This is a genomic window from Streptomyces sp. NPDC033180, assembly GCF_055577645.1.
The window spans coordinates 193252-206513 of sequence record NZ_JBVIPU010000008.1 but is presented as its reverse complement, the minus strand read 5'-3'; the positions used below and the strand labels follow the sequence as shown (position 1 = coordinate 206513).

The 13262-nt window shown below is 71.2% G+C and carries 9 protein-coding genes; 2 read left to right on the top strand and 7 right to left on the bottom strand.

From position 1 onward, the window contains the following. Positions 1-144: 144 nt before the first annotated feature. Positions 145-1605, top strand: a complete 1461-nt coding sequence (locus tag ACZ5WE_RS22760; RefSeq protein ID WP_467691650.1) for a sigma factor-like helix-turn-helix DNA-binding protein — start codon at positions 145-147, stop codon at positions 1603-1605. 133 nt (positions 1606-1738) lie between these two features. On the opposite strand, the gene sucD is transcribed toward ACZ5WE_RS22760, so the two are convergent. The 7 genes from sucD to ACZ5WE_RS22725 all read right to left on the bottom strand — a co-directional run bounded on the left by sucD (position 1739) and on the right by ACZ5WE_RS22725 (position 11570). Beyond that, positions 1739-2623, bottom strand: coding sequence for a succinate--CoA ligase subunit alpha (sucD, locus tag ACZ5WE_RS22755; protein ID WP_160506736.1), 885 nt, complete (start codon positions 2621-2623; stop codon positions 1739-1741). Between the two features lie 21 nt (positions 2624-2644). Continuing rightward, the gene (gene sucC / locus ACZ5WE_RS22750) at positions 2645-3823 is read right to left on the bottom strand and encodes an ADP-forming succinate--CoA ligase subunit beta (RefSeq protein WP_467691648.1); all 1179 of its coding nucleotides are present in this window, start codon (positions 3821-3823) and stop codon (positions 2645-2647) included. Between the two features lie 319 nt (positions 3824-4142). Next, positions 4143-5102 carry a hypothetical protein gene (locus tag ACZ5WE_RS22745; RefSeq protein ID WP_467691646.1) on the bottom strand — a complete coding sequence of 320 codons (960 nt, stop codon included), beginning with the start codon at positions 5100-5102 and terminating at the stop codon, positions 4143-4145. Between the two features lie 120 nt (positions 5103-5222). Next, the gene (locus ACZ5WE_RS22740) at positions 5223-6263 is read right to left on the bottom strand and encodes a hypothetical protein (RefSeq protein ID WP_467691644.1); all 1041 of its coding nucleotides are present in this window, start codon (positions 6261-6263) and stop codon (positions 5223-5225) included. A 142-nt stretch (positions 6264-6405) separates the two neighbouring features. Then, positions 6406-7548, bottom strand: a complete 1143-nt coding sequence (locus ACZ5WE_RS22735; RefSeq protein WP_467691836.1) for a vWA domain-containing protein — start codon at positions 7546-7548, stop codon at positions 6406-6408. A 185-nt stretch (positions 7549-7733) separates the two neighbouring features. Continuing rightward, positions 7734-10262 carry a DUF5682 family protein gene (locus ACZ5WE_RS22730; RefSeq protein WP_467691642.1) on the bottom strand — a complete coding sequence of 843 codons (2529 nt, stop codon included), beginning with the start codon at positions 10260-10262 and terminating at the stop codon, positions 7734-7736. Positions 10263-10361: 99 nt separating this feature from the next. Next, entirely contained in the window at positions 10362-11570 is a 1209-nt protein-coding gene (locus ACZ5WE_RS22725; RefSeq protein WP_467691640.1) for an ATP-binding protein, read from the bottom strand. A gap of 155 nt (positions 11571-11725) precedes the next feature. On the opposite strand from ACZ5WE_RS22725, the gene ACZ5WE_RS22720 reads away from it, so the two are divergent. Continuing rightward, a complete protein-coding gene (locus tag ACZ5WE_RS22720) occupies positions 11726-13108 on the top strand; it encodes an SWIM zinc finger family protein (protein ID WP_467691638.1) in 1383 nt (460 codons plus the stop codon). The last annotated feature ends 154 nt before the right edge of the window (positions 13109-13262 follow it).

The following is a 13262-nucleotide window of genomic DNA, read 5'->3' as shown; positions in this document are numbered from 1 at the left end:
AACGACACGCGCTTTCTCCCCGTAACAGGCGAATACCGGATGTGTCGCTCAATATACGTTTATGTACTTTTTCGTACGGCGGATCGGTCGCGCCCTGCTGCTCGCCGCACGAAGGCCCACGGCCCACGGCGCGGAGAGTCCGACATGACCCAGAGCCCTGCCACACCGTTGCCGTCCCCGAAGGAACGCCGACGTCTGCGCGAGGCGAAGCGCCTGAGCCAGGCCGAGATCGCCGCGAAGGTGGGCGTCACGCGGGAAACGGTCCGCTCCTGGGAGTCGGGCCGCTCGACGCCACGCGGCCGTAAGCGAGACATCTACACGAAGCTGCTCGCCGAGATCGCAAACGAGCAGGCCGTCGCCGGCAAGCGCTCCGCGCCGCACTCCGCAGAGCGCTCCCGACAGCGTCCCAGCTGGGCCAAGGACCCGGATTCGGCCGTCGACACCAAGGGCGGCAAGTCCCCCGAGCGCATCCCGGTCGGCGCGGCGATGAACGGTCACACCCTGCCGGAGCCGGGGGTGCGGGCGACCACTGTCGCCCAGGGCGAGCGAAAGCCAGGAGCGACGCCCGCCGCTCAGGCCGAGCGAAAGCCCGAGCCGTGGCCCGAACGGGGACCGGAACCAGGGTTCGCGCGGGGGCCGGTGCCAGGGTCCGCACGGGGGTCAGAACCAGGGTCCGCACGGGGGTCAGAACCAGGGTCCGCACGGGGGCCGGTGCCAGGGTCCGCACGGGGGCCGGTGCCAGGGTCCGGACCGGTGCCCAAGGCGAAGCCCGATCCGGAGGTCCAGCCGGCAAGGCCCACCGCAGTGGCGACCCCCGCCGAAGCCTTCGACACGCTCTGCGCGACCTGCGCCCCCGGCCTCGTACGCCAGACCTATCTCCTCACCGGCCGCCGCACCCTCGCCCAGGAATCCGTGGAGCGCGCCTTCCAGCTCGCCTGGCAGCGTTGGCCCGAGGTCGCAGTGGACCGCGACCCGGCCGGCTGGGTCCGCGCGGCGGCGTACGAGTATGCGATGTCCCCCTGGCACCGCCTCCGCCCCACCCACCGGCAGCCGGACGCCCCGCCCGCCGATGCGGCCGACCGCGCCTTCCTCAGGGTGCTGATGAGCCTGCCGCCCGCGCAGCGCCGCACGCTGCTGCTCTATGACGGCGTCGGGCTCGACCTGCCCGAGACCGCGGCCGAGACGGAGGCGAGCACGCCGGCGGCGGCCAACCGTCTCCTCAACGCCCGCGAGAAGATCACCGAGAAGCTCCCCGAACTCGCGGCGGCACCCGACGCCCTGCACCAGCGCCTCGGCGAACTGTGCAACGCGGAGAAGCTGGCGCCCCCGAACGCGGGCCGGGTCCGCACCGGGAGCGAGCACCGCGCCCGGTTCTGGACCCGCGCGGCGATCGCCTTCACCGCCCTGATCGTCGGCGCGACGGCCCTCACCCTGAGGTCGGCGCCCTCGCACTACGAGCCGCCCCAGGCCCCTGGCAAGGCCATCAGCGGCGTACCACCCCGGATGGGTCCCGGCCACCTGACATACGCGGACCAGATCCTCCACAAGAAGCTGCGCGAGGACTTGGCGAGCGGCCCGGAGAGACTGACGCCGCAGGCCCGTTAGGGGCGCGGGCTGTGACATTTTGCGGCTCCGCCGCGTGGGCGCGATCAGCCGCGTACGGCCCGCGGGTCAGAACGAACAGTGGGCCCGCACCTCGTTCAAGGTGCGGGCCCACTGTTCAACGGTTCAGGCGAACTCAGCCCGCGAGAATCGCCCGCGCCAGCTTGGCCGTCTCGGTAGGCGTCTTGCCGACCTTGACGCCCGCGGCCTCAAGGGCCTCCTTCTTGGCGGCAGCCGTGCCGGAGGAGCCGGAGACGATGGCGCCGGCGTGGCCCATGGTCTTGCCCTCGGGCGCGGTGAAGCCGGCGACGTAGCCGACGACCGGCTTCGTCACGTTGGCCTTGATGTAGTCCGCCGCACGCTCCTCGGCGTCGCCGCCGATCTCGCCGATCATGACGATCAGGTCGGTGTCGGGGTCGGCCTCGAACGCCTCGAGGGCGTCGATGTGCGTCGTGCCGATGACCGGGTCGCCACCGATGCCGACGGCCGAGGAGAAGCCGATGTCACGCAGCTCGTACATCATCTGGTACGTCAGCGTGCCGGACTTCGAGACCAGGCCGATGCGGCCCGGCTTCGTGATGTCGCCCGGGATGATGCCGGCGTTCGACTGGCCCGGGGTGATGAGACCGGGGCAGTTCGGGCCGATGATGCGGGTCTTGTTGCCCTTCGACTTCGCGTACGCCCAGAAGGCGGCGGAGTCGTGGACGGCGATGCCCTCGGTGATGACGACGGCGAGGGGGATCTCGGCGTCGATCGCCTCGACGACGGCGGCCTTGGAGAAGGCCGGCGGCACGAAGAGGACGGACACGTTGGCGCCCGTGGCCTCCATGGCCTCCTTGACCGAGCCGAAGACCGGTACCTCGGTGCCGTCGAAGTCGACCTTCGTGCCCGCCTTGCGGGGGTTCACGCCGCCGACGATGTTGGTGCCGTCACCGAGCATGAGCTTGGTGTGCTTCATGCCCGTGGCACCGGTCATGCCCTGGACGATGACCTTGCTGTCCTTGTTGAGGAAGATAGCCATGGCTGTTCTGTCCCTCGTCCCTTACTTCGCGGCCGCGAGCTCGGCGGCCTTGTCGGCCGCGCCGTCCATGGTGTCCACGCGCTGCACGAGCGGGTGGTTGGCGTCGCTCAGGATCTTGCGACCCAGCTCCGCGTTGTTGCCGTCGAGACGCACGACCAGCGGCTTGGTGACTTCCTCGCCCTTGGACTTGAGGAGCTCCAGCGCCTGGACGATGCCGTTGGCAACCTCGTCACAGGCGGTGATGCCACCGAAGACGTTGACGAAGACGGACTTGACGTCCGGGTCGCCGAGGATGATCTCCAGGCCGTTCGCCATGACCTCGGCCGAAGCGCCGCCGCCGATGTCGAGGAAGTTGGCCGGCTTGACGTTGTTGTGCGCCTCACCGGCGTACGCGACGACGTCGAGGGTGCTCATGACGAGACCCGCGCCGTTGCCGATGATGCCGACCTCGCCGTCCAGCTTCACGTAGTTGAGGTTCTTGGCCTTGGCGGCAGCCTCGAGCGGGTTGGCTGCGTCCTTGTCCTCAAGGGCCTCGTGGTCGGCCTGGCGGAAGTCGGCGTTCTCGTCGAGCGAGACCTTGCCGTCCAGGGCCAGGATGCGACCGTCCTTGGTCTTCACCAGCGGGTTGACCTCGACGAGGAGCGCGTCCTCGGCGACGAAGGTGTCCCACAGGGTCACCATCGCCTCGGCGACACCCTCGGCCACCTCGGCCGGGAACTTCGCCTGGGCCACGATCTCGCGGGCCTTGTCGATGTTCACGCCCTCGACAGCGTTGACCGGGACCTTCGCGAGGGCCTCGGGGGTCTTCTCCGCGACCTCCTCGATGTCCATGCCGCCCTGCACCGACGCCATGGCGAGGAAGGTGCGGTTGGTGCGGTCGAGGAGGTACGAGACGTAGTACTCCGCCTCGATCTCCGGGGACAGCTCGGCGATCATCACCTTGTGGACCGTGTGGCCCTTGATGTCCATCCCGAGAATGTCCGTCGCGCGAGCGACGGCCTCGTCCGGGGTGTCGGCCAGCTTCACGCCGCCGGCCTTGCCGCGGCCACCGACCTTCACCTGTGCCTTGACGACCGACTTGCCGCCCAGCTTCTCGGTGGCCTCGCGCGCCGCCTCAGGCGTGTCGATGACTTCACCGGCCAGCACCGGTACACCGTGCTTGGCGAAGAGGTCCCTCGCCTGGTACTCGAACAGGTCCACGCGCGTCCGTCCCTTTTCCGTGATCTCGCTGCGATCTCGCTGCTTTGTGGTCAGCTGTCTGCGTGGGCGTGCCGCGGAGGGCAACGTGACTGCGCTGTCACAAGGGAGGCGTAGGACGGAGTCCGGTACGCGGCATGTCCGTCTCGCAGGTTATCGCCGTGGGCCTTGGGTCCCTAAATCGCAGATCACATTTGGGCGGTGATGACTGTCACAGATCGCGGATGCGGACTGGGTGCGAGGAGAGAGGGAGGAGGGAGCGGCAAGCCGCGCCGCCGCACGGATGCCGCTCCCGCTCCCGCTCCGGCTCCCGCTCCCGCTCTTAGAGGGCGTGCGTCGTGGGCAGGTAGCCCGGGGTGACCGAGTCGGCCACGCCGTGGATGCCCGTGACGGCGTTCCCGGCGAGCGACCGGGCGTCGGGGGCGACGGTGCCCGTCAGGTCCTGCGCGAAGGGCGAGACCTGGCCGACGACACCGTCGGCGAACGGCCGGACATCGCCCGTGACGCCGTACGCGAGCTCACCCGCGCTGCCGCCGACGCCCTGCACGACGGGCCGCACCTGGTCGGTGACGGTCTGCACGAGCGGCGAGACCGAGCCGACGACACCGCCCGCGAAGGGCTGCACGTCGTCGCCGACGACACCCTGCGCGAACGGCGGGGCCTCACCGACGACCCCGTCGGCGAACGGCCGCACGTCGCCGACCACGCCCTGCGCCAAGTAGCCGGCGTCACCGACCGCCTGCCCGGCGACCGGCACGACACCGTCCACCGCGGTGGCGGCGACGGGCGGCAGCACGGCTGCGGCGGTTTCGTCGACGATGGGGGCGGCGGCGCCCGTGGCGGTCGCCGGGGTCCTCTCAAGCTCCGGGGCGAAGGCGGAGAGCGGGCCGAAGAGGTAGTCGACGGAGTCGATGGAGTCGGTGGAGTCGATGGAGTCGATGGAGTCGGTGGAGTCGATGGGGGTGCTGACGTCGGGGGTCCTGACGTCCGGGGTGTCGAGCGCGGGGGCCTTGTCGACCGCCGGGGCCTTGGGGAGGTCGACCTTGGGGGCTGCGGCCTTCGCTTCGGTGACGGTGGACTTCGCCTTGCCCCGGGCGTCGGTGACATCACGCTCGACGTCGCCGGTCGCATCGGCGACATCGGCGACCGCGTCGGACGCGTTGTCCGGCAGGGCGACGGAGTGCTGCGGCAGCTCGTCCGCGCTGGCCACAGCGGAACCGAGCGCCCAGGCGCCCGTAACACCGGCGGCTATGACGATGGAACGACGGATGTTCTTGTTCATGCGTGCTTCAGATCCTTCGAACTCTGGCTGGGAATCCGGCCCGGACGTGTCCTTACGTCCGGTCGGTGGGCAGACCTTTGCCACCCCCGCGCGGCAGGTCTTCGCGGGGAAAGGGCTGCCCTAGCCAGGGAATTCGGGAATGTCCCGGTGTCGTTCGCGGACCGGCGCGGGAACCTGACCGGCGCCGGCACCCTGCAGAAGCCGCACCGGCGCACGACTGTCGAGCGAGGCGGCACACGGATCGCCGTGCCGCGTCGGACTCCCGTCACCGGCCGACTGCCCGCCCAGCGTCCGCGCGGGATCGCCGGGCACGGACGGGAGAGGGGACGGGAACGGGAACGGAGCCGGCCCGTGCCCGGTGCGGTGCGCGTAGTCCGAGCCGCCGTCGCCTTCGGTACCTGTGCGGGTGCCGGTGACGGCATGGGCGCCGGTACCCGTGCCGTACGGGGACTCAGCCCGCGCTCGAACTGTCGCCTCGCCCTGACCGGCGTGGGGTGACTGAGGCTCGACACCCACGTCCGCACCACCGCCAGACCCAGGCTCCGGAAGCTCAGTCACCTCAGGCACGCCGGGAACGGTGGGGAGGGTGGGAACGGTGGGGAGCATGGGGACGGTGGGGAGCGTGGGCCTGCCAGGAAAGTCAGGGACGCCGGGAACGACGGGAACAGTGGGGAAGCCGGGGAAATCGCTCGCCTCGGGCAGCACCCGCTGCGGCGCACCCTCGACAATTCCGGTGGCCTCATCCACGACCGGCCGCACGACACCCCGCGCCGTCCGAACCACGGGCTCGGCAGCATGGGCCACAGGCTCAACGGCAGCACGGCGCACCACCTCGCGCCGAGCGCGCCCATCCCCCACAGCCTCACGTGCCGTCCCGCTCGCGGCCTCACGCGCCGTGCCGCTCTCGGCCTCACGCGCGGCCTCACTCGCGGCCTCGCCCGCAGGCTCGGCGACCCGCTCACGCACCGGTTCCGCCGACCGCGCCGACTCCACACGCGCCGGAGCCTCCACACCGTCCGCCGCGTGCGCGCGCTCGCCGCAGAGGAAACCCAGCGCGAGCAATCCGGCCAGCAGCACCACCAGTTGCAGCGCACGCCGCCCGGCCACGGCACGCGGAACGCGCTCAGCGGCATCGGGCAGAACGACTGCTGCGGGAGTCAAGACGAGGGGGTTCCTCTGCTGGGCCGGGCGAGGCCCGGAGCGGTACACGGAGCGTGACACTCCGGGGGTACGGAACGCGACACTCCGGGAGTGAGGCCCGCCGATCCTCGCACGGTCCGCCCGCCTTCGCGCAAGTCCCCCGTTACCGATGCGTATTCATGTCCGGTATGGGCAGCGGGCGCTTCTCGATCGCCGCTGCCATCACCTCCGGGAAGAGGTCCGGGGTACAGGCGAAGGCCGGCGCGTCAAGCGCCGAGAGCGCAGCCGCGTGTTCGCGGTCGTACGCGGGTGTCCCCTCGTCGGAGAGCGCGAGCAGCGTCACGAACTGCACACCGGACGCCTTCATCGCCGCGACCCGCTTCAGCATCTCGTTGCGTATGCCCCCTTCGTAGAGGTCGCTGATGAGGACGACGATGGTGTCGGCGGGCCGGGTGATCTGCGACTGGCAGTACGCGAGCGCCCGGTTGATGTCTGTCCCGCCTCCCAACTGCGTGCCGAACAGAACATCCACCGGATCGTCGAGCTGATCGGTCAGATCGACGACGTTCGTGTCGAAGACGACGAGCCGCGTGTTGAGCGACCGCATCGAACCGAGCACGGCGCCGAACACCGAGGCGTAGACGACGGAAGCGGCCATCGATCCCGACTGGTCGATGCAGAGGATGACCTCCTTCTTCACGGACTGCGATGCCCGCCCGTATCCGATAAGGCGCTCGGGCACGATCGTCTTGTACTCCGGCAGGTAGTTCTTGAGGTTGGCCGCGATGGTGCGGTTCCAGTCGATGTCGTGGTGGCGCGGTCGGCTGACGCGGGCGCTGCGGTCGAGCGCGCCGGTGAGAGTGGCCCGGGTGCGCGTGGCGAGCCGCTTCTCCAGGTCCTCGACAACCTTGCGTACGACCGCCCGCGCGGTCTCCTTGGTGGTCTCCGGCATGGCCTTGTTCAGGGAGAGGAGTGTCCCCACCAGATGCACGTCGGCCTCCACGGCTTCCAGCATCTCGGGCTCCAGAAGCAGCGTGGAAAGCCCCAGCCGCTCGATGGCGTCACGCTGCATGACCTGAACGACGGAGGAGGGGAAGTAGGTCCGTATATCCCCGAGCCAACGCGACACTGATGGCGCGGACGCCCCGAGCCCCGCCGAACGGTCCCGCCCGCGCTCCTTCTTCCCCGCGTCCCCTCCCCCATAAAGCGCACCGAGCGCCCCGTCCATCCCCGCATCCCGCCCCCCGAGCTCACACCCGGTCCCGTCGGCGGGCCCTCCTCCCAAGACAAGCCGCCACCGCCGCATCCGCTCCCCCACGGAGTCCAACGCCTGGCCGCGCACCGCCCCCTCTGTCCTCGTCTCCAAAGCCCTGCCCTCCGTCCCTCCCGCTCTCGCGTCAGCCGGCATCGGCCGAGCCATGTCCGTCCTCGATCCTCCGGCCACGTCCACCGTCGCCTCCCCCGCGTCGCCCCGAGCTGCGTCCCGCGCCATCAGCCCACCCCCACAAGCCCGTTGCCGTTACCGCCACCGTCACCAAAACTGACCCCGACTCCTGCCCCTGCCCCTGCCCCTGCCCCTGCCCCTGCCTCATGCTCGGCCCCGAGCCCGAGCAACAGACTCAGCACCGGCAGCACCGCGTCCGCGCGCTCGGTGTTCAGTTCCAGCCCGAAGCCAGGTATCCCGCCGGCGACGGTCGGGCCCGCGCCGGTCGCCGCCGGGCCGCGCCGCACCAGCTCGCCCAGCGTCCGCCGCACTCCTGGTTCGTACGCCGAGAACGTGCGCCGCAGCAGGGGCAGCACGTCGGTGAAGGCCCGGTCGGGGACGCCGGTCAACCAGTCGTCGACAAGGCCGAGCAGCCGCTCGTCGTGCACGAGCAACATGCCGCCCCCTGAGCCGCCGCCCACGAACCCCTCGATCCAGGCGGCGGCATCGGCCGGTTCGGTCCCGCGTGACAGGGCCAGCCCCATGAACCGAGCGGCCTCACCCTCGGCCAGCTCCCCGCCGTCCAACAAGAGCCGCACAGACCGCCCCCGCACCACCCCCGCCGCGCTGTCCCGCTCCCCCAACACCCGCAGTACGGAGTACCACCGCCCCCGCATACCGGCGCCCAGTGGAGTGGCACCCGGGCCGGATGTCTCCTCGGTCCCTGCGCCCAGCTCCCCCAGCAGGCCCACCGCCTGGTGAACCGCGTCCACATGGCCCCGCATCTCGAGCGCCGCGTCCTGGTCGAGCCCCGCACACGCAGGGGGCAGACCGACGAACACCCGCTCGGCCAGGCCCACAGCCACCTCGCCGAGCGCGACCGTGTCCGTGCCCCGCACATCCCCGTACCGAAGCGACCGCACCAACGCGGGCAACGCCTGCGCCAGATGTCCGACATCCGCGTCCAGTGCCGCCCGGTCCGCGAGGACCCGCATCACCACGGGCAACGCCTCCGGCAACTCGGCCAGCAGACACCACTCGGCCAGCGCGGTGACGTCGGCCAGCGCCCTGGCCCCGACGGCATCGGACTCCGCCCGAGCGGTGGCCGCCGCCGGCACGGTCGTCCCCCACACCCCCGCCTCCGCCACCCGCACGGAAAGCTCCGGCTCCCACCGCAGCCGCCAGGTCTCCCGGAACGTACCCGTACTCCCGCGTGACTCGGCCGGCTCGCCCCAGCCGATCCCGAGCAGCCGCAGTCGGTGCAGCAGCCTGCTGCGCGCGGCGTCCGTATCCTTGCGCAGATCCAGCTCCAACTCCCTCTCAAGAGCCTCCGGTTTGAGCCGCAGCTTTCGCTGAAGGCGCGTGAGATCGCGCTGCAACGGCACCGCCGGCGCCGAGTCCGGCACCTCCCCCAGGACGTCCCCGACAACTAGCTTGTCGTGCACGAGGGAGAGCGGCACGTCCGAGCCCTCGCACATCACCGCCCGGATCGCATCCGTCGTCTCGGTGAGCCCCGGCAGCGGACGCCCCCGCATCGCGGCGAGCGTGTCCGCGAGCCGTACCGCCTCGATGACATGCGCGGACGACACGAGCCTGTCCTCGTCCCGAAAAAGTCGGGCGACCTTGGTCAGCCATCGCTCTACGGGCCTGTCCGGGGCGCTGAACAGATGCCCGTACCAACCGGGAGACGCGATCCCCGCGCCATATCCACTGGCCCGGGAGAGGCGGCGGTGGGTCCAGGGCACCCAGGTCATGTCGACCTTCACCTTGGGCAGCCCCTTGAGCAGCGCACGGTCGGCCGCCACCGTCACCTTCTGCCGCAGCGCGGGCACATGCCATGCCCCGCACACAACAGCGACGTCGTCCGCCCCGAACTCCCTTTGCGCCGACCGTACTTGGATCCGCATGTACGCCTCGCGCACCAGGTCACGGTCATGTCCCCCGGCGCCGTACTCCTCGCGCAGCACCCCCATGGCCTCGCCCAGCGCGCCGAACGGCGCGAACGCGTCCCCGCCTCCGTCGCGGTGTTCGACGACGTCCTCCCACCACCGCTCCGGATCGTCGTACCCGGCGGTCTCCGCAAGCACCGCGAGCGGATCAATCCGCACCACGTCCACGCCCGTGCCGGCGTCCGCGCCCGCGTCCAAGTCCACGTCCGCGTCCGCGTCCTCCGAGGCTCCGGGCCCGACCGGCTCCCCCTCGGCGGCGTCCTCAGCGCCCTCCACGCCTTCCACTCCCTCCGTCCGCGCCAGCGAATGCGCCGCCGGAAGATCCATGAAGCGCACCGGGACCCCGGCCTCCGCGGCCCACTTGATCGCGACCCACTCCGGCGAGAACTCGGCCAGCGGCCAGAACGCCGACCGGCCGGGCTCGTCCACCACGTGCGCCAGCAGCGCGACCGGCGGCCGCATCCCCTCGTCCGCCGCGAGCTCCACCAACGCGTCAGCTTCCGGCGGCCCCTCGATCAGCACCACACGCGGCGCCCCCTGATCAAGCGCGGCGAGCACCGCACGCGCCGACCCCGGCCCGTGATGCCTCACCCCGAGCAGCAAAGGCCCCTCGCCAGCCCGAGCCGTCCCCCGTGCCTCGTCGTTCATGTCCGCCCCTCCCCATCTCACGCGAACAAGCCACCGTCACACCCACACCTGCACCCGCACCCACACCTGCTCCCACACCCATACGTGCACCCACACGCCTCACGCGCTCACCTCACGGCACGCGCGGTAGAAGTCCTTCCAACCGTCACGCTCCCGGACCACCGCTTCCAGGTACTCCTGCCAGATCACCCGGTCCGCCGCCGGGTCGCGTACGACCGCGCCGAAGATGCCCGCCGCGACATCGCCCGGCCGCAGCACGCCGTCCCCGAAGTGGGCCGCCAGGGCAAGGCCGTTGGTCACGACGGATATCGCCTCGGCCGTCGAGAGCGTGCCGCTCGGTGACTTCACCTTCGTACGCCCGTCGGCCGTGACCCCGTCCCGCAGCTCGCGGAAGACAGTGACGACGCGGCGGATCTCGTCGATCCCCTCGGGCCCGGACGGCAGATCGAGCGAGCGCCCGACCTGGTCGACGCGGCGCGAGACGATGTCGACCTCGGCGTCGGCGCTCTCCGGCAGCGGAAGGACCACCGTGTTGAAACGGCGGCGCAGCGCGCTCGACAGGTCGTTGACCCCGCGGTCGCGGTTGTTGGCCGTGGCGATGAGGTTGAAGCCGCGTACCGCCTGCACCTCTTGGCCCAACTCCGGTATGGGAAGGGTCTTTTCCGACAGAATCGTGATCAACGTGTCCTGTACGTCCGCGGGGATTCGGGTCAGCTCCTCTACCCTCGCCGTCATGCCGTCGGCCATGGCCCGCATGACAGGGCTTGGCACGAGCGCGTCGCGGCTGGGGCCGTGCGCGAGCAGCTGCGCGTAGTTCCAGCCGTACCGGATCGCCTCCTCCGGCGTCCCGGCCGTGCCCTGCACGAGCAGCGTCGAGTCTCCGCTGACGGCGGCCGCCAGATGCTCGGACACCCAGGTCTTCGCGGTGCCGGGCACGCCGAGCAGGAGTAGGGCGCGGTCGGTGGCGAGGGTGGTGACAGCGACCTCGACGATGCGGCGCGGTCCCACGTACTTCGGCGAGATCACGGTCCCGTCGGGCAGCGTGCCGCCGAGCAGATACGTCGCGACCGCCCATGGCGAGAGCCGCCAGCGGGCCGGCCGGGTCCGGTCGTCCTGCGCTGCGAGCGCGGCCAGTTCGGCGGCGAAGGCATGCTCGGCATGCGGTCGCAGCACCTCCGCCCCCTCTCCCCCCGCGGGCGCGGCTGCGGACGCGGATACAGCGGACACGGCGGAAACGGCGGAAACGGCGGATGCTGACGCGGGCTGGTTCTCGGTCGTCGAGGTCGTCGAGTCGACGGACACAGTCATGGAGCGATCCCCCTCCAACTCGTCCGGACGCATCTGGCCCGGATGTGATTCCAACCGTGCACCACGCCACTGACAATCGACCCTCGCACGCGTCTGACCTGCACAGACACCGAGCGCGGGATCGATTGTCAGTGGTGGGATCTACCTTCGATGACATGACTCAGCAGGGGGTGCGCTGGACGGCGGATCAGGTGCTGGCCTTGGCGCCTGACGCCCCGTCACGCAAGGCGGGAAGCAAACTCGGCGTCGCCGGCCCATGGTCGGAGGCGGGCAGTTCGGGCGAGGGGACGGTGTGGGGACTGTGCAAGGGGAGTGGCAGCAAGCCGTATCGGACGGTCGTCGACATCGCGGACGTCACCGGCGCGGCGGGCCCGGCGTACAAGTGCAGTTGTCCGAGCCGCAAGTTTCCGTGCAAGCACGCGCTCGGGCTGTTGCTGCTCTGGGCGGGCGGGGACGGGACGGTCGGCGCGGTGCCGGACGCGCAGCCGCCGGAGTGGGCGGAGGAGTGGCTGGCGGGGCGACGCAGCAGAGCGGAGGCCCAGCGGACTGCGGACGCTGCGCCTGCCGCGCCGGTCGCTGATCCCGAGGCCGCACGCCGCAGGGCGGAGCGGCGGGCCGAGCGGGTCACGGCGGGGGTGGCGGAGCTCGAGCAGCGCCTCTCCGACCTGCTGCGGGGCGGTATAGCCGCCGCGGAGCAGACGGGGTACGGGCTGTGGGAGGAGACGGCGGCCCGCATGGTCGACGCGCAGGCGCCCGGACTCGCCTCGCGCGTGCGGGAGTTGGGAGCCATCCCCTCCTCCGGGCCCGGCTGGCCCGTGCGGATGCTGGAGGAGTGCGCGCTCCTCCACCTCCTCGACCAGGGCTGGCTGCACCGCGAACGACTGCCCGAGGCGCTGGCGGCCACGGTCCGCTCCCGCATAGGCCTGCCCACACCGGCGGGAGGCCCACCGGTGCGGGACCACTGGCTGGTGCTCGCGCAGTACGACACGGCGGACAGCAAGCTCACCACCCGCCGGATATGGCTGTACGGCGCGGAGTCCGGACAAACGGCCCTGCTCCTGTCGTACGGAGCCGCGGGCCGCGCACCCGTGCTCGCGCTGCCGGTGGGCCTCGCGCTGGACGCCGAGCTGACCTCGTACCCAGGCGCCGGGCAGTTGCGGGCCGACCTGGGCGAGCAGTTCGCTGCTCCCACACCGACGGCCGCGCGGCCACCCGGCGTGCAAACGGAAGAAGCAACGCGCCGCTACGGCGAGGTGCTGCGGGACGACCCATGGCTGGAGTCCTGGCCGGTGACGCTGAGCGAAGTCATACCGACCCCGTGCGCGGGACCCTCCTCCAGCAGCTGGCAACTGGTGGATGCGGAAGGTGACATGGCGCTGCCCATCACCGCCTCCGCAGCGTCCCGAGCGGGCCTGTGGCGGCTGGTGGCACTCTCCGGAGGCGCTCCGGTGACGGTCTTCGGCGAGTGTGGTCACGAGGGCTTCACCCCTCTGACGGCCTGGCCGCGCGGAGCGGGAGAGGCGGTGGCCCTGTGCTGACCACCACGGGCGACTCCGGGTTCGCCCGCCAGGCAGTGGGGGCCCGCCGTGACAGATCCACAGCAGCAGTCCTGGACGACGGGCCCGACAGACCAAGGCGGCAGCCCCACACGAAAGACCCGACAGATCCAAGACGGCAGCCCCACCCGACAGA